The organism is Streptomyces sp. NPDC002537, assembly GCF_053594975.1.
Genome location: NZ_JBSFWT010000077.1, coordinates 1 through 21,644, shown reverse-complemented (window position 1 = coordinate 21,644; position 21,644 = coordinate 1). Strand labels below are relative to the sequence as shown.

Annotated in this window: 16 protein-coding genes and 2 pseudogenes; 8 read left to right on the top strand and 10 right to left on the bottom strand. The window is 68.9% G+C overall.

Features of this window, described 5'->3' with window-relative positions; translation table 11 throughout:
* Nucleotides 1-122: 122 nt before the first annotated feature.
* From ACWD4A_RS27715 to ACWD4A_RS27705, 3 genes are all read right to left on the bottom strand, one after another.
* Nucleotides 123-1,043: an FkbM family methyltransferase gene (locus tag ACWD4A_RS27715; RefSeq protein WP_451198072.1), complete on the bottom strand. Its 921-nt coding sequence runs from the start codon at nucleotides 1,041-1,043 to the stop codon at nucleotides 123-125.
* Between the two features lie 76 nt (nucleotides 1,044-1,119).
* A complete protein-coding gene (locus tag ACWD4A_RS27710; protein WP_451198070.1) occupies nucleotides 1,120-2,406 on the bottom strand; it encodes an amidohydrolase family protein in 1,287 nt (428 codons plus the stop codon).
* 939 nt (nucleotides 2,407-3,345) lie between these two features.
* Nucleotides 3,346-3,771 carry a hypothetical protein gene (locus tag ACWD4A_RS27705; protein ID WP_451198069.1) on the bottom strand — a complete coding sequence of 142 codons (426 nt, stop codon included), beginning with the start codon at nucleotides 3,769-3,771 and terminating at the stop codon, nucleotides 3,346-3,348.
* Nucleotides 3,772-4,036: 265 nt separating this feature from the next.
* Here ACWD4A_RS27705 and ACWD4A_RS27700 point away from each other — a divergent pair.
* Both ACWD4A_RS27700 and ACWD4A_RS27695 read left to right on the top strand, forming a co-directional pair.
* Nucleotides 4,037-4,174, top strand: a pseudogene (locus ACWD4A_RS27700) (IS256 family transposase); the annotation flags it as partial.
* A gap of 638 nt (nucleotides 4,175-4,812) precedes the next feature.
* The gene (locus ACWD4A_RS27695; RefSeq protein WP_451198068.1) at nucleotides 4,813-5,373 is read left to right on the top strand and encodes a hypothetical protein; all 561 of its coding nucleotides are present in this window, start codon (nucleotides 4,813-4,815) and stop codon (nucleotides 5,371-5,373) included.
* A 63-nt stretch (nucleotides 5,374-5,436) separates the two neighbouring features.
* Here ACWD4A_RS27695 and ACWD4A_RS27690 read toward each other — a convergent pair.
* A pseudogene (locus ACWD4A_RS27690) lies at nucleotides 5,437-5,860 on the bottom strand (LacI family transcriptional regulator); the annotation flags it as partial.
* 271 nt (nucleotides 5,861-6,131) lie between these two features.
* Here ACWD4A_RS27690 and ACWD4A_RS27685 point away from each other — a divergent pair.
* Both ACWD4A_RS27685 and ACWD4A_RS27680 read left to right on the top strand, forming a co-directional pair.
* Complete coding sequence (locus ACWD4A_RS27685; protein WP_451198067.1) at nucleotides 6,132-6,389, top strand: hypothetical protein; 258 nt, start codon at nucleotides 6,132-6,134, stop codon at nucleotides 6,387-6,389.
* The gene (locus ACWD4A_RS27680; RefSeq protein WP_451198065.1) at nucleotides 6,382-7,467 is read left to right on the top strand and encodes a response regulator; all 1,086 of its coding nucleotides are present in this window, start codon (nucleotides 6,382-6,384) and stop codon (nucleotides 7,465-7,467) included. The genes ACWD4A_RS27685 and ACWD4A_RS27680 overlap by 8 nt, the downstream gene beginning before the upstream one ends.
* Nucleotides 7,468-7,561: 94 nt before the next feature.
* Here ACWD4A_RS27680 and ACWD4A_RS27675 read toward each other — a convergent pair whose 3' ends face one another.
* Together ACWD4A_RS27675 and ACWD4A_RS27670 are read right to left on the bottom strand one after the other, a co-directional pair.
* A complete protein-coding gene (locus ACWD4A_RS27675; protein WP_451198063.1) occupies nucleotides 7,562-8,251 on the bottom strand; it encodes a hypothetical protein in 690 nt (229 codons plus the stop codon).
* Nucleotides 8,229-9,233, bottom strand: coding sequence for a hypothetical protein (locus ACWD4A_RS27670; RefSeq protein WP_451198062.1), 1,005 nt, complete (start codon nucleotides 9,231-9,233; stop codon nucleotides 8,229-8,231). Before ACWD4A_RS27670 ends, ACWD4A_RS27675 begins: the two co-directional genes overlap by 23 nt.
* Nucleotides 9,234-9,713: 480 nt before the next feature.
* On the opposite strand from ACWD4A_RS27670, the gene ACWD4A_RS27665 reads away from it, so the two are divergent.
* Complete coding sequence (locus ACWD4A_RS27665) at nucleotides 9,714-11,339, top strand: translation initiation factor 2 (RefSeq protein WP_451198061.1); 1,626 nt, start codon at nucleotides 9,714-9,716, stop codon at nucleotides 11,337-11,339.
* A 115-nt stretch (nucleotides 11,340-11,454) separates the two neighbouring features.
* On the opposite strand, the gene ACWD4A_RS27660 is transcribed toward ACWD4A_RS27665, so the two are convergent.
* Nucleotides 11,455-13,551, bottom strand: a complete 2,097-nt coding sequence (locus ACWD4A_RS27660; RefSeq protein ID WP_451198059.1) for a hypothetical protein — start codon at nucleotides 13,549-13,551, stop codon at nucleotides 11,455-11,457.
* A 121-nt stretch (nucleotides 13,552-13,672) separates the two neighbouring features.
* Here ACWD4A_RS27660 and ACWD4A_RS27655 point away from each other — a divergent pair, with 121 nt between their 5' ends.
* The gene (locus ACWD4A_RS27655) at nucleotides 13,673-14,095 is read left to right on the top strand and encodes a hypothetical protein (RefSeq protein WP_451198057.1); all 423 of its coding nucleotides are present in this window, start codon (nucleotides 13,673-13,675) and stop codon (nucleotides 14,093-14,095) included.
* 149 nt (nucleotides 14,096-14,244) lie between these two features.
* Nucleotides 14,245-16,953 (top strand): SpoIIE family protein phosphatase, encoded by a 2,709-nt coding sequence (locus ACWD4A_RS27650; RefSeq protein ID WP_451198056.1) that lies wholly within the window; start codon nucleotides 14,245-14,247, stop codon nucleotides 16,951-16,953.
* Between the two features lie 63 nt (nucleotides 16,954-17,016).
* Here ACWD4A_RS27650 and ACWD4A_RS27645 read toward each other — a convergent pair whose 3' ends face one another.
* The gene (locus ACWD4A_RS27645; RefSeq protein ID WP_451198054.1) at nucleotides 17,017-17,487 is read right to left on the bottom strand and encodes a MarR family winged helix-turn-helix transcriptional regulator; all 471 of its coding nucleotides are present in this window, start codon (nucleotides 17,485-17,487) and stop codon (nucleotides 17,017-17,019) included.
* A gap of 149 nt (nucleotides 17,488-17,636) precedes the next feature.
* Complete coding sequence (locus tag ACWD4A_RS27640) at nucleotides 17,637-18,545, bottom strand: DUF4190 domain-containing protein (RefSeq protein WP_451198053.1); 909 nt, start codon at nucleotides 18,543-18,545, stop codon at nucleotides 17,637-17,639.
* 260 nt (nucleotides 18,546-18,805) lie between these two features.
* On the opposite strand from ACWD4A_RS27640, the gene ACWD4A_RS27635 reads away from it, so the two are divergent.
* A complete protein-coding gene (locus tag ACWD4A_RS27635; protein ID WP_451198095.1) occupies nucleotides 18,806-20,605 on the top strand; it encodes a S9 family peptidase in 1,800 nt (599 codons plus the stop codon).
* Here the strand turns inward: ACWD4A_RS27635 and ACWD4A_RS27630 are convergent.
* Complete coding sequence (locus ACWD4A_RS27630; protein WP_451198051.1) at nucleotides 20,535-21,371, bottom strand: SURF1 family protein; 837 nt, start codon at nucleotides 21,369-21,371, stop codon at nucleotides 20,535-20,537. The genes ACWD4A_RS27635 and ACWD4A_RS27630 overlap by 71 nt on opposite strands.
* Nucleotides 21,372-21,644 lie beyond the last annotated feature (273 nt).

Sequence of the window (21,644 nt, the reverse complement as noted above, 5' to 3'; positions counted from 1 at the left end):
CTGGACCTGCCGGGTCAAGTGCCCGGTGTGCGCCCGCGGTCCCCAGCGGATTATCCGTTGGTGAAGCATCCCTGAACATGCCTCTGCCCGGCTCTGGTGATCAGAGCCGGGCAGAGGCGTGTTCAGGGCAGTACCTCGGCATCGACCCGGGAGAAGACCAAGTCGCTCTCCGCCACGACGGGGCCGCGCCAGCGAACGGGGACCGCAGGGCGGCCGTATTGTGCCGCCGGGTAGCTCTCAGGCGCGTAGTCATTGGCGAGTCGGTACATATGGAAGCCGCTTTGCTGCATAGTGTTCAGCAGCTCTTCGACGGAGTCACCCAGCTTCGCCATGCGGTCCGGCGTCACTTCGACAGTGATCTCCGCGTCGGGCCGGAGCTTGTCGAGCAAGGGGGCCAGGCCCCGAACGACACCGCCCTCCGCGCCTTCTACGTCAATCTTGATCACTCTGGCGGTGGCGATCTCCGCAGGGTCGAGAATCTCCGTTAGCGGGCGGGCTTCAACGTCGAAGACAGAGACGGCTGGGCCGTCGTACGGGACGATGCTGCTCGCCCCAAGATTGCGGTTGCTGGCGAGGACAAGCTCCAGCCGCTCCCGCTTGTCGGACACGGCGACGTTAACCGCGCGGACATTGTCACGGCCGTTGAGTTGAACGTGTCGCCGAAGGATCTGGTGGAACATCGGTGACGCCTCGATCGCCACTACCCGGCCTTCACCGCCGACGAGGCCGGCGGCGAGCAGGCTGAAGTACCCGATGTTCGCCCCGACGTCGACGAACGTGTCCCCAGGCCGCAGTCTGCGTTGCAGCCAGGCCGTCATGTGCGGCTCCCACACCCCGAACAGGTAGATGTACCGCTGGATCAGATCCCGAGTGTCGAGGACGAAACGGTCCCCTGCTCGGGAGCAGACGACACGACGACGAGGGCGATCGCGCAATCGGGCATTCAGTCCCGCAGCCAGCGGTTCCTTACCGAACGGGCCGGGTGCGTAACGCACGTACCAGTGGCCAAGAGAGGCCAGAGCCTCTCCGACATGGCTATCCAACCGATCGCCCCTCCCCGGGTCCTATTCGAACCCTACGTCGAGGGCGCGGCCGCGCACAGGGTGCCTCTCAAACGCGTCAGCCCGCGGTCACGGACTTTCGGTGCTCGTCAAAGGACAGGTCGAGCATCCGGATCGCGTTCCCGCGAAGGATCTTGTACGCCGCTTCTTCGGGCAGACCGGCGACGTGTTCGGCAGCCACGTCCTTCGTGTGCGGCCAAGTCGAGTCGACATGCGGGTAGTCGGTCTCGAAGGTGGCGTTGTCGACCCCCACGGTATCGATCGATGCGATGCCGTGCTTGTCGCGGAAGAAGCAGCAGAAGACCTGCCGGTAGTAGTACGTCGACGGGGGCTCCGGGATCAGCTCCTTGACACCGCCCCATGCGCGATGCTCCCGCCACACGTCGTCGGCGCGCTCCAGGGCGTACGGGATCCATCCCATCTGGCCCTCGCTGTAGGCGAGTTTGAGGCGGGGGAACTTCACCAGGACGCCGGAGAAGAGGAAGTCCATCATCGATGCCATCGCGTTATTGAAGCTCAGCGACGCCTGAACGGCGGGAGGGGCGTCGGGCGAAGCGGCCGGCATCTGCGACGAGGACCCGATGTGCATGTTCACCACCGTGCCAGTCTCCTCGCAGGCCGCGAAGAATGGATCCCAGTGGCCGCAGTGGATCGACGGCAGCCCGAGGTACGTCGGGATCTCGCTGAAGGTCACCGCCCGCACCCCGCGGGCTGCGTTCCGGTTGATCTCAGCGACCGCGAGCTCCACATCCCACAGCGGGATCAGGCACAGGGGAATCAGACGGCCGCCGCTGTCCCCGCACCACTCCTCGACCATCCAGTCGTTGTAGGCCCGCACGCAGGCGAGCGCGACCTCCTTGTCCTGCGCCTCGGCGAAGGTCTGCCCGCAGAACCGCGGGAAGGTCGGGAAGCAGAGGGACGCCTCCACGTGGTTGAGGTCCATGTCCTCCAGCCGGGCCTTTGGGTCCCAGCAGCCGCGCCGCATCTGCTCACGGGTGATGCCGTCGAGGGTCATCTCGTCACGGGAGAACCCGACGGCGGCGATGACGCGCTTGTACGGGAAGATCTTCCCGTCGTACTCCCACCAGTCGGTGATCTCGCCGTCCGGATCCGTGGTGAAGAGGTACTTACCGCCGACGTACCGCAGCTCGCCGATGCCGGCGGTGAGCGGCTTCGGCCCCCTGTCGCGGTACTTGCTCGGGAGCCACGTCTCGAAGAGGTGAGCTGGCTCAATCACGTGATCATCGACGCTGATGATCCGAGGCAAGGCCCGGCAGCCGCCATCACCGGTAGCCAAAGGATCCCCCTCGCGGTCGCCGCGGACAACACCAACCTGACAGTGCATCAGTTTTGACGTTAGGGCGCCGCCCGCGCCGCGGCAAGAGAGCCTTCAGCTCGAACCAGACTTCGGAATCCTGTCCGTAGCGATCCCCCAGGCACGAACAGTCGCATTCGGAACCAACTGCAGCGGTGCGTCAAGAAGCTGCGGCATCGGTTTCGGGTGAACCGTGAGGCCGGACGGCAGAGTTGCCGCTTCCGAGGGAAGAGCCTGGCGGAGTGTGCACGATCAGCGGACACGCTCGACAGGCCGAAGGACCTGTCTGTCTCCACCACTGGCATGACGAGCGAACAGCGCATGGAAATAGACCAGTTGTCGCATCGCGGGCCTCACCGATGCGAGCGACAAGGTCCGCGACTCTGCACCGGGTGCCGCTCCAATGCTGACATGCTGAGCCCACGCAGGAACCCGCGAAACGAAACCTGGACTCTGCCGCACGGCGGCCCCCAGCTGCCGCTCTGGCAACGAATTCCTCATCGATCTCGAGAGGCGTGCGGAGCGCCGCCACGGTACCGTCCGGCTTCACGATGCCCAAAAGTCGATTTCCAGTGGTGCATGTACTACTGGGGCAAGTGGACTTTTCGTCGGGCTGGTTCACTCAAGTTCCTCCGGAGCCAGAACCACACCCCATCGAATTGGCGGGATCAACGATGGAACGCCGACTGCGTCTGGATCAGAGGTCAATCCACTTTCCAGCTCGGCCGACTCGACAGGAACCTGGACTTCATGCAGAGGCGGCGTGAGATCGAGTTCTGCCACGCGCGCCAGAACAGCTTGGCGTACCGTGTCCGAGATGCTTCTCATGACATCGTCCGGCAACCCGCCTGTTACGTTTACCGTCACTAGCCCATCGACACTTGATGCCACGGCTGAACAACCTTTCATGGGGAGGGTTTCCCAAGGCCTTGTCTCCCTGGGCGTGGTCTGACTCTGTGGGAATACTTTCTATTCCGGATGTGCGTCCGCGCCTGCGTCCGCGCCTGCGTCCGGTGCTTCTTCCGGTCCTGGCCCATAAGGGCCCGAATCAGACTGGCAAGATCCGGCGATCACCACAGCCGCGATCACTACCGCCGCCCCAGCGATATACCACCAAAACCCTCCCTCGCTGGCTTGAAATTCCTCCTCAGTGAGACCGACGTTGCGCGCGATTCGCACCGCAGCATTGCGATCACCTCTGACTGTCGCATTGTGCAGGTCGGCCATGGCGCCGGGGTAGCGGGCAAAGATGTCGTGGAGAACGCGGAGGTCGTTTCGCGCCCTATGGATGTGCTGCAGGTCGAACACGCCCGGCAGCTCGAACTGGAATGACTGATCTTGAATGATCTCGTGGCCGCCGCTCTTGGTAGCGAGCCCCGCGATTCCGAGATGCACACGGACTCCGTTACGGCCTGCGGCATTACGGTTTCGGGCTGTCAGCGAAGTTTCATACGAGCTAGGCATCGTCCGGCTCCATTCTTGGGTCCTGTGCATCCAGCTCAGCACCTGCACGCCCGCGGCGCAGTCCGGGGTGGGCATTCGAGTGACCTAGATGGTGTCCCTCCGAGTGGTGTAGCAGTGATCTCCGTATAGCCCCTGGCCATGAGGCGTCCATCGCGCAACTCTCCGAGCAGAGAGACTCATTGAGATACGTGGCGCGGTGACCTTGTCCCAGCATGACCTACTCCAGCTTTTGGAGTCACTGCGCATGGCGGACGGAGTCGAGTTGATCAGGACTCTCGCCCAGCAGATCCTGCAGGAACTCATCGAGGCCGAGACCACCGCCCGGATCGGTGCCGCGAGAAGCTGCCCACGACGCAGGCCGGGGACCTGACCCCGGGCTCCGCGACTACGCGTCCATCAATGATGCGAACCTCAAAGTGGTTCGCCATCCCACCACAGTGGCATGCAGGATGACAGGCAGGAAGCTCACTGCCGCACAGGGAAGTTGAGCCCGATCAGCGCGGAACCCTACGCCACTTCGCGAGACGGGACCATGAGTGTCTAACTGCGTGACAACCGCAGCACACAACGGCGTACGAGCACGGACGTCCGCGGATATCCGCTGCAGGTCAACAGCACATGAACCAGAGCCCGAGCGGTTAATCGAGTTGCTTCGGGACGAAGAGGTCGTGGGTTCAAATCCCGCCACCCCGACAGCTGAAACACCAGGTCAGGGGCCTGATCCACACAGTGGATCAGGCCCCTGAGTGGTTTCCGGAGGCTCCTCGGGAGAAATCTGGGGAGAAGATCTTGAGATCCCTCCCCAGACAGCACCCCTCCACCCTTCCAGGACGCCCAGCAACGCACCTCGCACCGGCCCCGGACAGCAGCACCCCTCAGAGGTTCGTGGATGGGGACGTCCCGCACCGCCGAGGGGCCACCACCCAATGGCTACTAAGCCACGCAATATCGGACATCAGATAGAAGGGCTGCATGAGTACTCGGCCTCCCCTGGTGGGAGCGGTTGCCGCAACTCGCTCTCTTGCCTCACTCGCACTGCTGGCGGGATCGATCAGTTCACTGCCCGCCCTGTTTGGCAGCGCAGAGAGATTCGGCAGTTCCGGCATCGCCATACTGGCGGCGCTGATCTTCGGTCTGCCCTTCGCGTGGTTCGCCGGGCCCCGCCGTGCGTGGTACCGGACACGGCTCGACGAAGCCGTACCGATGCCTTACGGGTCACCGGTGATAGCGCGTGGGAAGACCTTCGAGCGTGCCTTCCGGCACCTGACTCCTCCCGTGGTGATCGCTCTCACTCTGGGCTTGTTCATCGCCTACAACACAGGCATACCAGCCGGTCTTGCAGTGGCAGGGGTGGGCGGCGGAATGCTCCATCAGGCGCGCTGGCTCGCACGCGAGGAACGGAAGTTGGGCACCTGGATCCTGTCTCCGCTCGTGCCTTTCCGGGTCGCGGCTGATGATCCCGCGCTCTCCATCTACCGGAGAATGCCCTTCTACACCTTCCCCGTGCAGCCGGCTTCCGACTCGGGCTCTTAACGAAAGAGGGGCCTGATCCTCCAAGGACCGGGCCTCTCTTACTTGCCTGGACAACCGCTGCTGCTACGTCCGAAGCAGCCGGTCGAGGACGGCGACCGGAGACCGCGGGCACATCGCCCGCCGAGCCTCCAAGGACGCCTCCCACAGTTCTGTCAGCCCGGCGAGCAACCGCTTACGCATGCCCCTGGTCACGTGGGAGTACCTTGCCGACACCGAGCCGTCGAGGTGCCCCATGCGCTCGTCCATGAGCTTCGGCGGGGTTCTGAGCTCTTCCATGATCGTGCTGTGCGCGTGACGGAGGCCGTGGCGGGTGAGCCCCTTCGCAATCGGCACACAGCACGCCTCAGCCCGTTGGGAGGCGCTCCGGCCCCGCGCCAGCACGCTCGGCCAAGGCTCAGCCAACAGCAGGACCGCATGGGCCTCCTGCGGAGCCTTCTTCGGGTACCCACGTGGCAAAACCGGAGCGGCGCCAATGTGCGGCCGTCTCCCGTCGCAGGGACGGCACGGGTACTCACAGCGCCAATCGGACAGCAGCAGTGTTGCAGCGCAACAGCGTGGCAACGGTTGCGGCCAGATCTCCTCTGATCAGCGAGAACGGGCGTATTGGGAGGCAGGGAGCGGCAGCAACAGGGGACATCGTTGCGCTTCTTCCCTGATCACGAGGCGCAACGGCGCTGCGGCCCACCATCCTGTGTGTCACCTTCCTGCGATCCGCTGGACAGGCGACAAGTCCCGTCGTTCTGCGACGGGTTGGATGGATGGAGACCTCGGTGGACCGGCCGCTGCTGTCACTGAGAACGACCTTGGTGTTCCTGCTCGCCCTGCTCGTCGGCGCGACGGCGGGCATCTTGACCGCGTTCGCGGGCGAGGGAATGCCACGCAGTGTCCTCGCCGGCCTCGCCGCCGCGGGGTTGGCGGTGTCGTTCTTCGACCGCCTCATCGCTGCCGAGCCCGACGGGAGCCAGGACCGCAGGGGCTCGGGTGTCAGCGCCGGGGAGGGAGAAGGCCATGGGTGAACTTCGACCGCTGGGGGACGACCTTCCAGAAACGTCCCGGGCTCTCGCCCAAGCGTTGCGGAAGCTGTTCGAGGGGATGGGGGTGTCCGTGCGGCGGTACGCGGTTTCGCGTGAGCGTGATCCCGGGACGTTCTCGCGCTATCTGAACGGAACCCGCTTACCCCCGTGGAAAGTGATCACGGACCTGTTCGCGGATCTCGCCGCGCATCGCGGTACCGCCGTCACCGCCGAGGCCATCGAGTTCGTACGTGGGCTGTACGGGTCGGCGGTCGACGCAAGTTCCTCTCCCAAGCACGCGGTGGAGATCCTGGAGCAGCAGCTGGCCGACGCCGACCGGGTCTCCCGGCGTTCCAGTGTCCGCGGCGACGTGCTGGGCGACGCGCTGCTGGACCGCACGCACCGTATCGCCGACCTGGAAGTGCGCCTCAACCAGCTGGAGGCCGACTGGAGCGCCGAGCGGGAGCGGGCGGACAAGCTCGCAGCGGCCCACCCTGACGTCTCCGACCTCCTGGAGGAACGCAACGCCCTGGCGGCCGAAGTGTCACGGCTGGGGACGGAACTCCACCAGGCGCGAGAACAGCGCGCCGCCGCAGAGGCACGCTGTCATCTGCTCGAACGACAGCTGGATGCCGTCGAGCAGCCCGCGACCGCCCTGCCAGCCGTCGCCTCCGAACCCCAGGACATGCCCAAGATCTTGATCGTCGACGACCAGGCGGACAACCTGCTCGCGATGAGGGCCGTACTGGAGACACTCGACCAGGGCCTCGTCACCGTCTCCTCCGGGCGGGAGGCCCTCAAGGCGCTGCTCGATCATGACGACTTCGCGGTCATCATCATGGACGTGCAGATGCCGGAGATGGACGGGTACGAAACGTGCGCGCACATCAAGCGCCGACCCCGGACCCGCGACGTGCCCATCATCTTCCTGACAGCGATGGGCGTGGACCCGGAACACTCCGCCCGCGGGTACGCAGCCGGCGCGGTCGACTACATCAGCAAGCCGTTCGACCCCTGGGCTCTGCGCGCCAAAGTCGCCGTGTTCACCTCCATCTACCTTGAACGCCACGCCGGCCGGTGAGCGCCACGGAGGAAGGCACCGAAAAGCACCCGCTACGGTCCGGCGCACACTCGACTTGGGGGCGTGCCCCAGTCGACCGCCCTCGGCCGCACTGTCAGGGCGTCGTTGGCCGAGGACGACAATCGGCCGCCGGAGTACGTGGTGGCACTGAACCCATAATTCGCTTGAGCAGTTCCCGGGCCTCGTCCGGAGAGCATGCTTCACGAGGTAGGTCGGCCCCCGGTTCTGCATCGACCGGCCCGAGAACCAGATTGTCCCGGTCCTCGTAGTGTTCACCGAGCACGATCGTCGCGGTTACGCCTTGGTGACCGCTTCGGTGAAACAGCCCCGAAGGCAACTGATAGATCTGCCCGGCGTGAACCTGTTGCAGGACTTCCGGAGCACACGTGACGAGTCGTCCCGTTGCCCGGATCTCATCAACCCCGCCAGCACTCGTCGCCCCGTACACGCGATGCTCTGGCTCATCGATCTCATCGTGAACACTCATGAGCTGGTTGAATACGGTGCCGCACACTACATAGCTCCACAGGTCCCAGCTGTGGGCATGGACGACGGGGGACATCTCTTCTTCGGCTTCCGGCCATATATGTAGGCACAGGCCGCTTCGGCCGTTTCTGTACAGTGGCAGGCAGACGAAGTCGAGGGGATGCCGGACAGCGGAAGCGGGAAGCCGCTCCGGGACGATGGCGAGGAGCGCGTCCTGAACCCAAACCCCAACTTCCTCTGCGTTGCCATTTCGCAGAGCCCGGATGACACCACCCTCATCCGTACGGATTTTCGGCATTGACTGCCTGCCCGATAATGAGCGCGATGTCATCGTCGTTGATGTAATCAGGAAGTTCCAGCCCCAGCCGGGAAAAGAGATCTCGAATTTCGGGCAGTGTGGGCGGCTCGCTCAGGCGGGGTGCTTTCCGTAGCTGAAGTTCGCGGGCCTGATTGAAGTGCTCCAGCAGCTCATTGCGCCAGTAGTCGTAGTAGAAACGCCCCTCCCTGATCATCATGGCAGGGAAGCGCGGCCCGCGCTCGGTGATGATCAGGCGGTTCTGTGTCATATCCCAGCGGAAAAGGGTCATGGTCGAAGCAAGTGATACCGCAATCTCAAGCGGCGGGTACTGCTGCTTCCACCAGCACGCCGCAACAATGGTGGCAAAGAGCTCCACCTGAGTCCCCTTGGCAGTCCAGGTCTGCTCATCCTCATTGGGGTCGTCTACGCCGTGCCGAAAAAAATTGGCATACCGCTCGCACAATGCCTGATTTTCAGGATCGAGGATCTCAAGGCGAACAGTCAAGGGCCGGTGATTTCGCCGGGCTCGCCGTACACATTCAGGGAGGACCACGGCCCTCACAAATGTGGCAGTACCCCCTCGGAAGATCCACTCCTTGGCTTCAACCCTTGCCTCCGCCAAGGAATCGGTGATTTCGTTCCCGCGCAGAACCTTGATGGTGGACTCTTCATCCAGAGTCGCCCTGCGCTCGGCGAGCATCTGTTCAATCGTGGCAATGCGATCGACGTGGCCGGGCAGCCTTTCCAACGATTGGTGCGCCGCAATCAGGCTTGTTCGCGCATCCGGCTCAGCGTCCGCATGCCAGCGATCCCGTAGCACCGAAAGGGACAATGCGGCGAGCGTGACAAGGATGGCACTGTTCACGACCGCAGTTGACGCGAAGTCAGAAAGGCCGAGCACGCCGACAACGACTGCCGTGACCAGTGCGATGAGCGCCTCGGCATTGGCACCCAGCCAACGCACAACAGCCAACGCTCGCATGGACAGCGCCCCCTCCCCATCCACAGCGCGCTGAGTCACTTGTCGTGGTGCTGGGTTACCTGCTGCACTGCGGTAAGCATCGCCTAGGCAGCGAACGTCGTGCAACCACTTCAACCGCAGCAGGGCGCTCGTCGCACCAAATGCCTTGCGGAACCGGCCGAGGCAGGCGACGGCGGCAGGACTCCGGCCCCGGCGCCGCCGGCGGAGTGAGCGTGGAGTGGATCAAGGCAGCGGACTCGCACGCAGCGCCAGCCCGGGAACCTACGTTCCACCATCGGTACGATCAACGCCATGCCACAGGTGGCCCGAGATGATTTCACCCCGTTCGACGAGAGCGGTGTTCCTTTTAGTGCGATTCAGGTAGAATCCACCGTTTCACGGGCAACGGGCAACGGGCAACGGGCAACGGGCAACGGGCAACGGGCAACGGGCAACGGGCAACGGGCAACGGGCAACGGGCAACGGGCAACCGAGCTGGCCGTGTTGCTTGCCGTTCGTTCGGCGGGGGCTCTGTATCGGCTTCTCGATGTGCTGCCCGTCTTCGAGGGTGATGAGCGCATCGTCGTCCGGTTCACGCTGGTGCCGGGATCGGCGTTCGACGTGGACGCCCTCGCGGCCCTGGAGCGGTCCGATGCCCGTACCGTCGCCTGGGAAGAGGCTCGCGGCCGCAAGTACGACCTGATTCTCACCGCGAGCCCGAAGGGCGCGCCGCGGGTCCTGTCCGGGCCTCGGGTGGTGCTGCCGCACGGCGCCGGTTTCAACAAGACCGTCCGGAGCGAGGGTTCGCCGGATCTGCCGTCAGGTCTCGACCCCCACTACCTGCTCGCCGGTGGTGAGCCCTGGGCCGACCTCCACGCCTTGGCGCACGGCGAGCAACTCACCCGCCTCGCCGAGTACTGCCCTCCGGCCGCGGCCCGCGCGACCGTGGTGGGCGATCCGACCCTGGACCGGCTGCTCGGCTCGGCCGCCCATCGGGAGGGCTACCGCTCCGCCCTGGGCACGGGCGAGCGCCGGCTCGTCGTGCTCACCTCCACCTGGGGGCCGGAATCCCTGCTCTCCCGGCGGCCGGAGCTGCCCGGGGAGCTCATCGGGCGGCTCCCCCACGACGCGTACCAGTTCGCCCTGGTGCTCCATCCCAACGAGTACAGCCGGACCGGCTCGTTCGACCTCTCCCGGCAGCTCGCCCCCGCCCTGACGGCGGGCCTGGTCCTGGCCCGGCCTCACGAGGAGTGGGCCACCTTGCTGGTCGCGGCGGACGCCGTGGTCACCGACCACGGCTCGACCGCCCTCTACGCGGCCGCTCTGGGCCGCCCCGTCATCGGGGCGTACGACGGCGGGCGCGAGCTGATACCCGGCAGCCCCATGGCGGAGATGCTGACGCGGGCGCCCCGGCTCTCCGGGGCCGCCGGCCTGGTGGATGCGCTCCGCGCGGCCGAAGGCCACGACACCCGTGGCTTCGCGGACGCCGCCTTCGCCCGGCAGGGCCAGGCCCTGTCGCGGCTCCGCCGCGAGCTCTACGGACTACTGGGGCTGTCTCCGCGGGACGTCCCGGTGGTACCGCACCCGCTCCCCCGCCCGGCCGCGCCGCCTCGACAGCCCGCGGCGTTCGCGGTACGGGCCGAGGTGTCCGGGCACCGGATCGGCGTCACGCGGTTCCCCCCGTTCACCTCCGAAGCGGCGCATCATCTGGCGGCCGAACACCCGCAGGCCGACCAGCGCCAACTGCAGAGCGCGACGGTCCTGTGGTGCCGGGCCCGGCCCGCCTCGACCGCACCGCACACCAGCGCCTGGACGGCGGGCGGCTGGACGGCCCGGATGCTGGACGAGGCCCCGGGGTGCCGGACCGCGGCCGCGATCCTCACCCCCGAGCGGTGCGTGATCCGGCACCACTCTGCGGGACCGCTCAGCGTGCGCATCGAGCCGTGCAAGACCGCAGGACGCGTCCTGCGCCCCGATCCGGCGGCCGTGGTCTCGGCGGTCCACGCCTGGCTGGGCGCCACTGCTCGGTGGACGCCGCCGGTGTCGCTCGTCTGCGATGTCGGCCCGCTCACGGTCCGGGTCGACCTGGCCCCGGCCGACGAGGCGGACCTCGGCCACGAGCTCTGACCGCCACGAGCTCCGGCCGCTGAGAACTCCGGCCGTTACGGAATCTGGCCACTACGCGCTCCGGCCGTTACGCGCTCCGGCCGTTACGCGCTCCGGCCGTTACGCGCTCCGGCCGTTACGCGCTCCGGCCGCCGCCGGGCACGGCGCCCGAGCGTGCGGCCAGCAGCCGCGCCGTCGTCCGGTGCTCCTCCGCCTCGGCGGGCTCACCCCGATCGTCCGCGAGGGCGGCCAGTTCCTCCAGGACGCGCACCTCGTCGGAGGCGGAGCCCCGCTCGCGGGCGTTCTCCAGTGCCGCGCGCACCAGACCGTCCGCTTCCGCCGCCCGTCCGGCACGCCGCAGTGCGCGGCCGAGTTCGAATCCGGTCCGGGCCGTCATACGCTCCCGGTCCTGCTCGCGCGCCATGCTGTGCGCCTCGCTCAGCAGGACGACCGCCCGGTCGAACTCCCCCTGGCCCAGGGCGGTACGGCCCAACAGGTGCGTCTGAAGCAGCACTCCGTACGCGTTTCCGATCTCCGTGTGGACCCGGCGGGCGGCCTCGAAGTCCGCGACGGCGCCCGTCCAGTCTTTCGTGGCGAGCTTCAGCAAGCCGCTGAACTCCACTACCGATGCCCTCAGTTTGCGTTCCTGTGCGGAGTCGCCCAGGGATTCGGAAGCGTTCAGCGCGCGCCGCAGGTGTTCCGCGGCCTCGTCGTACCGCTCCTGTTCCCACAGCGGCCTGGCCAGCTGGCACCGCATCCGGACCATCGCAGTCAGGTGCTCCTGGCGGTCCGCGGCTGCCACGCCGGTGCGGAAGGCATCCACGGCGTCCGCGTAGTGCGGGTGGTCGAGGAAATGGGTCCACAGCGGCTCGCACAGGGCCCACGCGTCCTCGTGCAGCCCGGCCTCGGCGGCCAGCCGGACACAGCCGTACAGGGCGAGCCGCTCCGACTCGAGCCATCTCAGGGCCTCCGCCTTGCTGGTGAACTCGACGTCGGGGACGTCCCGGGACGACGGTTCGGGCAGCTCCGCGAAGGTCATGCGGGGGCCGGCCGCCAGCAGGTCCGCCCGGGCGGACTGACGCCGGTACCAGCGGATCAGCGCGCGCCGCGCCTCGGCCCGGTCCGCTCCTTCGGGGTCGGCCCGGCGCGCGCGCCGGTCGGCGTGTCCGCGCAGCAGGTCGTGCATCCGGTGTCCCTCGGTCCGGCTCTCCAGCAGGCCGGCCGTCTCCAGCTCCTCCAGCGCGTCCCCGGCCTGCTGGAGTCCACAGCCGAGGAGCGCCGCCGCGGCGGGAACCGTGACGGTGGGAGCGGGGTACTGCGACAGCAGGCAGTAGAGCCGCGCGGTCTCCGGCGGCAGTGCCGAGTACGCCGCGTCCCACACCGCCTCGACCATGGGGATGCCTTTCTCGTGCAGCTCCGCGGTCAGCTCGGCCACCAGCCGGGACAGGCTGCGCCGGGGGTACTTGCGGACCCACTGCCCGGCCACCCGGAGCGCCGCCGGGAGACCGCCGCAGCCGTGGGCGAGCGCGGCCACGGCGTCCGGTTCCGCCGAGAGCCGCGGGTCGTTCACGATGTGCCCGAGCAGCCGCACCGCCTCGTCCACCGCCAGCGGGTTCACGGGCACCTCGACCGCCACCACGCCGTCGAGGTCGTGGAGCCGCCCCTGGCTGGTCACGATGGCCAGGCTCCCGGCGGATGCCGGAAGCAGCGGTACGGCCTCTCCGCCGTACCGGGCGTTGTCGACGACCACGATCAGCCGTTTGTCCCGGGTGCGCGTCCAGTACTGCTTCGAACGGCCGGCGAAGGACCGCTCCAGCCAGTCAGGGGTGACGCCCAGGCCGGTCAGCAGTTCCGCGACCGCGTCCGCCATCTCCACCACCCCGTCGCGGCGCAGGTCGTCGAGATCGACGTACAGGACGCCGTCGGGATACCTCTCGCTGAGCCGACGGGCCACGTGGAACCCCAGGGCGGTCTTGCCGATCCCGCCGATCCCGGTCAACGCGGCGACCAGCGGCCCGGCGTAGCCTGCGTGGCTCTCTGCTGCGCGCGCGATGAGCTCCTGCTCGGACTGCCGGTTCGCGAAGTACGCGAGTGCGGGCGGCAGCTGGAAGGGCACTGGCTGCCGGTCCGGAGGAACGGTCCCGTACAGGTGCTGGTGCAGCTCTCCGATACGTCCGGCCTGGACGACCACTTCCGCCCGTCCGTCCAGACTGTTGTGCGTCTCCTCAGCCATGTCCCAACACTAAGTTCTCACAGGGGGGATGACGGAACGACAGCATGAGCCGGAATCCCTGTGCCGGGCAGTCGCACGCTTTTATGCTGTGCCCACAGCAGACTAGTCAGGGAGCGCACCCATGGACCCGATCACGGCGGCCGCCCTCGCAGCACTCGCCGGAAGCGTCGGCGGGGAAGCCGGCCGACAGGCGTGGCAGGGACTCTCCGAACTCGTCCGGCGCCCCTTCCGGCGCGGGGAGAGCCAGGAAGCGACCGAGGCCCCTGGGGTGACCTCGGGCCGGCTGGAGCTCGCCTCCCTGGAAGACGCCCCGGACGATCCGGTACGAGCACAGGCACTGGCCACGGCATTGGGCGTACGGGCAGCGCTGGACGCCGAGTTCCGGGTCCTGCTCGACGAATGGTGGCAGCGGGCACAGGCGATCGGTACGGACGGCGGGGTGCACAACCACATCAGTGGTGGTACGCAGCGCGAGGTCTTCCAGGGGAGGGACTTCTCCAACATCACGCTCAACGTCCACCGGACCGCGCCGCCCACCGACTGACGCGACAGGAGCTCTGCAGAAGCCCGGCAGGAGAGGGTGCGGACGGCCGTTCCCCGCAGCGCGCCGGAGCCTTCGTGCAGCCGTGCAGTCGTGCGAGGCCCCGGCGTGGTGCGCGTCGCCCCCGCCGCGCGGGGGGCTAGACATGGGGCATGGCCTCCACCTCGGGCCGCTCCTCGGGTGAGCGGCGACAGCGACCTCCAGGCGCGCGGGAGACGTCCGCGCGACGGCGTCCGGGGCTGGTGGCGGGCCTCCGCAGCGTCTCCGGGCAGATGTTCGCGCTGCAGGTGCTGATCGTGCTGCTGCTCGTCGTGGCCGCCGTGACCACGCTGGTGCTCAAGGCGCGGGCCGACAGGCTCGCCGTGGCGCGCGCTCGTTCGCAGGCCGCCGCCGTGGCGTTCGCGCACGGGCCCGGTCTGCCGGCCGCACTGCGCGGGCCCGACCCTTCCTCGGTGCTCCAGCCGCTGGCGGAGGGCGCCCGCACCGCGAGCCGGGTCGACTTCATCACCGTGATGAACCCGGACGGCGTCCGCTACACGAGCCCCGCGCCGGAGGCCATCGGGCGGAAGTTCATCGGCACCATCGAGCCCTCGCTGAGCGGCCACACCACCATCGAGACCGTCAGCAGCCCCATCGGCGAGGAAGTGCAGGCCGTCGTCCCCGTCACGGACCGCGGCAGGGTCGTGGGCATGGTGGCGTCCGGGGTCAAGATCAGCAGGGTGAGCGGCGACATCGCCAAGCAGCTGCCGCTGCTCGTCGGCGCCGGAGCCGCCGCGCTCGTCCTGGCCACGGCCGGCACGGCCCTGGTGAGCAGGCGGCTGCGGCGGCAGACCCACGGCCTCGAACCGGCCGAGATGACGCGGATGTACGAGCACCACGACGCGGTGCTGCACGCGGTGCGCGAGGGCGTGGTCATCGTCGGCGACGGCAGGGTCGTGCTCGCCAACGACGAGGCGCGCAGGCTCCTCGACCTGCCGCCGGACGTGGAGGGCCGCGCTGTCGGCGACCTCGGTCTGGAACCCCGGACGACGGACCTGCTGACCTCCGGGGAGGTCCTCAACGACGAGATGCTGCCCGTCGGGGAACGCCTGCTGGCGGTGAACATCCGGCCGACCGGATCCCGCGGCGGCCCCGCCGGCAGTGTCGCCACCCTGCGGGACTTCACCGAGCTCCGCGCGCTCGCCGGAACGGCGGAGGCCGCCCAGAGCAGGCTGCGGCTGTTGTACGAGGCGAGCGTGGCCATCGGTACGACCCTGGACGTCACACGGACCGCCGAGGAGCTCACCGAGGTGGCCGCCCGCCAGTTCGCCGAGTACGTCACCGTCGATCTCGCGGAACCCGTCCTGCGCGGCGACGAGCCGCCTCCCGGCGCGTACTCCGAGACGCCGGAGCTGACCCGCGTCGCGATCAGCGGCACCTACGCCCACCCACTGTTCCTGGTGGGCGAGGCGTTCGCCTATCCCCCGGCCGCGCCGATGGCCCGGGGCTTCGTCAACGGGCGGTCCGTGCTCGTCCCCGATCTGGTGAACGCCACCGAATGGCGGGCGGGCGATCCCGACCGCACCCGGGTGGTCATGGACCGCGGTCTCCGCTCGCTCGTCACCGTGCCGCTCCAGGCGCGCGGCGTCCTCATGGGGGTCGTCAACTTCTGGCGGACGCAGGGGAGCGAGCCCTTCGACGAGGACGATCTGGACCTGGCCGAGGAGCTCTCGGCGCGGGCCGCCGTCAGCATCGACAACGCCCGCCGCTACACCCGTGAACACGCCCTCGCCGTCACGCTCCAGCGCAGCCTGCTCCCCCGCGCCCTGCCCGAACAGAACGCCCTGGACGTCGCCTACCGCTATCTGCCCGCCCAGACCGGCGTGGGCGGCGACTGGTTCGACGTCATCCCCCTGCCGGGCGCCCGCGTCGCGCTGGTCGTCGGCGACGTCGTCGGCCAGGGGCTGCACGCCGCCGCCACCATGGGCCGCCTGCGCACGGCCGTGCACAACCTCTCGACCCTCGACCTGCCCCCGGACGAACTCCTCGGCCACCTCGACGATCTCGTCACCCGCATCGACCACGACGTGGCCACCGCGGAGGACGAGCCCGGCGCCGCGGGCGCCAGTTGCCTCTACGCGATCTACGACCCCGCCACCGGCACCTGCGCCCTCGCGCGGGCCGGGCACCCGCTCCCCGCGCTCGTCCGCCCGGACGGCACCGTCGAGTTCCCCGAGCTGCCCACGGGGCCGCCGCTCGGTGTGGGCGGTATGCCCTTCGAGGCGCTGGAACTGGACGTGCCCGAGGGCAGCAGCCTCGTCCTCTACACCGACGGCCTCGTCGAGGACCACGAGCGCGACGTCGACTCCGGCCTGGAGACCCTCCGCACGACGCTGGCGGCGCCGTCCCGCGCGCCCGAGGAGACCTGCGAGGCCGTGCTCGAAGCCCTGCTGCCCGACCGCCAGAGCGACGACATCGTCCTCCTCGTCGCCCGCACGCGCCGCATGGCGGCCGACCGGATCGCCGAATGGGAGGTGCCCAACGACCCCTCGGCGGTGGCGGGCGCCCGCGCCGACATCACCCGGCAGTTGGAGCGTTGGGGTCTGGAGGAGACGGTGTTCACCACCGAACTGATCCTCAGCGAACTGATCACCAACGCCATCCGCTACGCCCCGGGCCCGATCACGGTCCGCCTGCTGTACGACCGCACCCTGATCTGCGAGGTCTCCGACACCAGCAGCACGTCGCCGCATCTGCGCTACGCGGCCGACGAGGACGAGGGCGGCCGCGGCCTCTTCCTGATCGCCCAGCTCGCCGAACGCTGGGGCACCCGCTACTACGCCCGCGGCAAGGTGATCTGGGCGGAACAGGCGCTGCCCTGAGGTCCGATGCCCGATGCCCGACGCCCGATGCCCGGCGCCCGTCCGTCCATCCGGGCGGGCGGGTCACTGCGGGGCGGGGTCTTCCGCGGTGAGGTTACGGACCATGCGCTGCAGGACGATCAGGGCCGCGGCGTAGTCCTCGTCGGCGATGCCCTCGTGGATACGGCCGCGGATGCGCTGGACGAGGGCGGTGGTGCGGTCCTTGGCCTCGCGGCCGGTGCCGGTGAGGGTCAGCCGGCCGTTCGTGTCGGTGACCCAGCCGCGGTGCAGGAGGCTGTCGACGGCGTGGTCCATCGACTCGGGCCGGAAGCCGTAGAGCCCGGAGTCCAGGCAGTCCCGGAGGTCGGCGCGGGTCAGTCCGGAGGCGGCGGCGTGGAGGTGGTTCAGGGCCCACCACTGCGGCTGGGAGACGTCCACGTGGGCCAGTTCGCTCTGGACGAAGCCGAGGATGGCCTGTGTCGTGGTCCAGGTCCAGTAGGCGGCGGGCTGGGCCGCCAGGGCGGCGACATCGTGGGTGTGTGCGTCGGCTGTCATGGGCGTAACGCTAAGAACTCAAGCGGGGGCGAGGTCAAGAACGGCGGCGGAAGAAGGGAGACGGAAGAAGGGCCGGAGCGGCGATTCGCTCCGGCCCTTCCGTTGTCCGTACGGCCGCCGTTGCTTGTCCCTTGTCCGTACGGCCGCCGTTACTTGACGGAGCCGCTCCACGTGGCTTCCTTGTAGGTGACCACTCCGGGTTCGATGCTGATCTCCATCCGGTCGCGGGCCTTCTTCTCGGGGACCAGGAAGATGTAGACGCCGGTGACCGACTTGCCCGGGTGGGGGCGGCCGACGAGGCCCTGGGAGAAGCCGATGTGCTTGCTGATGTCCCAGGTGCGCTCCAGGCCGGCGCCGTCGCCGTCGCGGGCCTTGACCGTGGTCAGTTCGAGGTCGACGTCCTTGGGGGTGCCGTTCTCGACGGTGGCCGTCACCTTGTAGGCGACGAAACCCTCCTTGACGTTGTAGCCGCCGAGTTCGATCTCCTCGGGCTTGTCGACGGTGACCTTGAGCCCGTTCTTGTAGGAGGCCGTCTTCCCGAAGTCGAGCGTGTGCTGGTCGGCGGTCGTCCGGCCCTTGTCGGGGTCGTCGGGCTCGTCGGACGGCGAGGGGTACGCGTCGGCCGACGTCTCGGTCTCCCTCGTCTCCTCGTCGACGGTGTCCCGCGCCTCGCGGACGAGGCCGATGGTGAGCACGAGCCCGATGACGGCCACTACGACGGAGACACCGCCGAGGACGGTGCCCGCGATGGACATCCCCTTGTTCGTCGCCTGGCCGCTGCGCGCGTGACTCAGGCCGACCAGGCCGAAGATGACGGCAAGGATGCCGAGGATCGCCCCGATCCAGAAGATGAAGGGGACGGGCGCGCACGAGAGACCGACGAGGCCCAGCACCAGCGCCGCGATACCGCTGCTGTTGCGGGGCGGCTCGGAGGGCGCCGGGGGGAAGCCCATCGGCGGCGCCGGAGGCATGCCCCACTGCGGCAGCGGGGGCTGCGGCGCGGGCTGTGACGGGGGCTGCTGCGGCGCGGGCGGCGGCGGGGGCGGCGGGGTCGTCATGCGGTGATTTCCTCGGATATTGCAGGGGGCCAGGGGCTGAGCCCCCATTCATGATCTTTGTCGGTTTTTATCAATTTTTAGCCAAACCTTGGGAAGGTTATCCCGCGTGCCGGACGGCGGGAGCACCGGTACGGTCCGCGCGACGCCGGTGAACAGCGCCGAGGCGAAGTTATCCACAGGCTGTGGCACCCGCCGCCACGGTGTGCCCGGTACGGCGCAGAATGGGGGGCATGACTGAGAGCAACGGGGCCGCACCGACCATGCCGGACTGGGAAAAGCGCTTCCGGGCGCCGAGAGTCGGGCTGCCGCAATGGGCGGAGGACGCTCCGGACCGCTCGTTGTTCACGTCGAACGTGACGGGCACGTACGAGCTGTACGCGTGGGACCGCGCGACGGGCGAGCAGCGGCAGGCGACCGACCGGCCCAACGGCACGACGGGCGGCGTGCTGTCGCCGGACGGCGAGTGGATCTGGTGGTTCCGCGACGCGGACGGGGACGAGTTCGGCGTGTGGGTGCGCCAGCCCTTCCACGGCGGGGCCGACGAGGAGGCCGTGCCCGGTCTGGCCGCCGCCTACTCCGCGGGTCTGGCTCTCGGCAGGGACGGCACGGCGGTCGTCGGCCGGTCCACGGACGAGGGCGGTTCCACGGTCCATGTGGCGCGCCCCGGCGCCGAACAGGTGGAGATCTACCGCCATGAGGAGTCCGCGGGCGTCGGCGGGCTCTCCCACGACGGCACGCTGATCGCCATCGAGCACACGGAGCACGGCGACGCCATGCACTCGGCGATCCGGATCGTCCGCGCGGACGGCAGCACCGTGGCCGAGCTGGACGACACGGTCGGGGGCACGGAGGAGCTGGGGCTCGCGGTCATGGGCTTCGCCCCGGTCGACGGGGACTCCCGGCTGCTCGTCGGGCATCAGCGGAGCGGCCGTTGGGAGCCGATGCTGTGGGACGCGGCGACCCGCGAGGAGACGGCGCTGGCCCTCGACCTGCCCGGCGATCTGCACGCCGACTGGTATCCGGACGGCTCGGCGCTGCTCGTCGAGCACAGCTACCGGGCGCGCACCGAGCTGTGGCGTTACGACCTGGCGGACGGCGCGCTGACCCGGCTCGACACCCCGGAAGGCACGGTGCAGGGTGCGTTGCCGCGCCCGGACGGCACGGTGGAATTCCTGTGGTCGTCGGCGGCGACGCCGCCCGCGGTGCGGTCGACGAGCGGGCAGCTCGTGCTGGAGCCGCCGACGGTGCCGCACGGCATCGGCCGGGCCCCGGATTCGGTGCCGGTCACGGACGCCTGGGTGGAGGGCCCGGGTGGCACGGTGCACGCGCTGGTCCAGAAGCCGGAGGGCGAGGGCCCGTTCCCGACGGTGTTCGACATCCACGGCGGCCCGACGTGGCACGACAGCGACGAGTTCGCGGCCGGTCCCGCGGCGTGGGTGGATCACGGCTTCGCGGTCGTGCGCGTCAACTACCGCGGCTCGACCGGCTACGGACGGGCCTGGACGGACGCGTTGAAGCACCGGGTGGGCCTGATCGAGCTGGAGGACATCGCCGCCGTCCGGGAGTGGGCGGTGGAGTCGGGCCTGGCGGACCCGGAGCGGCTGGTCCTCGCGGGCGGTTCGTGGGGCGGCTATCTGACACTGCTGGGGCTGGGCACGCAGCCGGACGCGTGGGCGCTGGGCCTGGCGGCCGTGCCCGTGGCGGACTATGTGACGGCGTACCACGACGAGATGGAGGCGCTGAAGGCCCTGGACCGCACCCTGCTGGGCGGCACTCCCGAGGAGGTGCCGGAGCGCTACGCGGCCTCGTCACCGCTGACGTATGTGGACGAGGTGCGCGCCCCGGTCTACATCTCGGCGGGCATGAACGACCCGCGCTGCCCGATCCGCCAGATCGAGAACTATGTGGACCGGCTGAAGAAGCGCGACCACCCGCTGGAGGTGTACCGCTACGACGCGGGCCACGGCTCGCTGGTGGTGGAGGAGCGGGTCAAGCAGCTCCGGCTGGAGATTGCTTTCGCCGAGCGTCATCTGTCCCGCCGTCCGGATCGTCGGGGGTGATGCCGAGGGCCAGGTCGCGGGCCGCCTCGGCCTCGCGGCGGAAGAGGCGGAACCACATGAAGACGACGAAGCCGACGAAGACGAACCACTCACCGGTGTAGCCGAGGTTCTGGAAGGCCTTGAGGTCCAGGCCGGTGCCGGGGGCGGCACCGGGCGGTACGGGGATCATCGCGCCCTGGGCCTCGGGGGCGGTGATCCAGGCGTCGTACACGTCGTACGGCACGACGTTCACCAGCGTGGCCGCGCTGATGATGCCGAGCTGGCCCTTGGGCAGGCCGCCGGCCGCGTGCACGCCCTTGGAAGTGGGGCTCTCCGAGGCCTGGAGGGCGCCGGTGACGGTGACGTGTCCGGCCGGCGGGGCGGGCACGGCGGCCACGTCGGTCCGGGAGTCCGGGTCGCCGGGCAGCCAGCCGCGGACGACGGGCAGGGCCTTGCCGTCGTCCGTGCGCAGCAGGGTGAGGACGTAGAAGCCCTTGTGGTCGTCCAGGTCGCGGTCGGGCACGAGCAGCTGGTGCTCGGTGTCGTAGCGGCCGCCGACGGTGGCCTGGCGGCCGGAGGTCTTGGTGCTGACCGGCAGCAGGTCCTTGAGCGGTTCGGCCTTGGCGGTCTTGGCGTCGTCGACCTGTCTCTGCTGTTCGCGGTGCGAGTCGACTCGGGTCTCGAAGCGGCTGAGTTGCCAGGTGCCCATGAAAAGGCAGAAGGGGATCGAGAGGGCGGCGAAGGCGTTGATCCCCCACCATCGCGAAGTCAGCAGGAACCGGTACACGGCCTCCACGGTACGGGCACGGCTCCCCGCCGGGGTGCCCGGGTCCTCCCGGGTGCCCCGTTCCCACGCCTGCGGCGGGCTTTGTCCCCTACCCGCCCCTTCCCGAACTGGGGGAGACCCCCAGACCCCCGACCGCGCTCCGCGCGGTGTCCTCAATCGCCGGACGGGCTGGATTTCGCGGCCGGGCCCGCAGCTTCAACGCCACAGCCGGCAAATCCAGCCCGTCCGGCGTTTGTGGACTCGGGCGCTGGCCCCTCCCGCCGCAGGCGGGCA

Bases quoted from the DNA above. Each gene is read 5' to 3' on its own strand.
- ACWD4A_RS27710 (WP_451198070.1), bottom strand. From the start codon at position 2,406: ATGCACTGTCAGGTTGGTGTTGTCCGCGGCGACCGCGAGGGGGATCCT.
- ACWD4A_RS27695 (WP_451198068.1), top strand. From the start codon at position 4,813: ATGAGTACTCGGCCTCCCCTGGTGGGAGCGGTTGCCGCAACTCGCTCT.
- ACWD4A_RS27685 (WP_451198067.1), top strand. From the start codon at position 6,132: ATGGAGACCTCGGTGGACCGGCCGCTGCTGTCACTGAGAACGACCTTG.
- ACWD4A_RS27680 (WP_451198065.1), top strand. From the start codon at position 6,382: ATGGGTGAACTTCGACCGCTGGGGGACGACCTTCCAGAAACGTCCCGG.
- ACWD4A_RS27675 (WP_451198063.1), bottom strand. From the start codon at position 8,251: ATGCCGAAAATCCGTACGGATGAGGGTGGTGTCATCCGGGCTCTGCGA.
- ACWD4A_RS27670 (WP_451198062.1), bottom strand. From the start codon at position 9,233: ATGCGAGCGTTGGCTGTTGTGCGTTGGCTGGGTGCCAATGCCGAGGCG.
- ACWD4A_RS27660 (WP_451198059.1), bottom strand. From the start codon at position 13,551: ATGGCTGAGGAGACGCACAACAGTCTGGACGGACGGGCGGAAGTGGTC.
- ACWD4A_RS27655 (WP_451198057.1), top strand. From the start codon at position 13,673: ATGGACCCGATCACGGCGGCCGCCCTCGCAGCACTCGCCGGAAGCGTC.
- ACWD4A_RS27650 (WP_451198056.1), top strand. From the start codon at position 14,245: ATGGCCTCCACCTCGGGCCGCTCCTCGGGTGAGCGGCGACAGCGACCT.
- ACWD4A_RS27645 (WP_451198054.1), bottom strand. From the start codon at position 17,487: ATGACAGCCGACGCACACACCCACGATGTCGCCGCCCTGGCGGCCCAG.
- ACWD4A_RS27640 (WP_451198053.1), bottom strand. From the start codon at position 18,545: ATGACGACCCCGCCGCCCCCGCCGCCGCCCGCGCCGCAGCAGCCCCCG.
- ACWD4A_RS27635 (WP_451198095.1), top strand. From the start codon at position 18,806: ATGCCGGACTGGGAAAAGCGCTTCCGGGCGCCGAGAGTCGGGCTGCCG.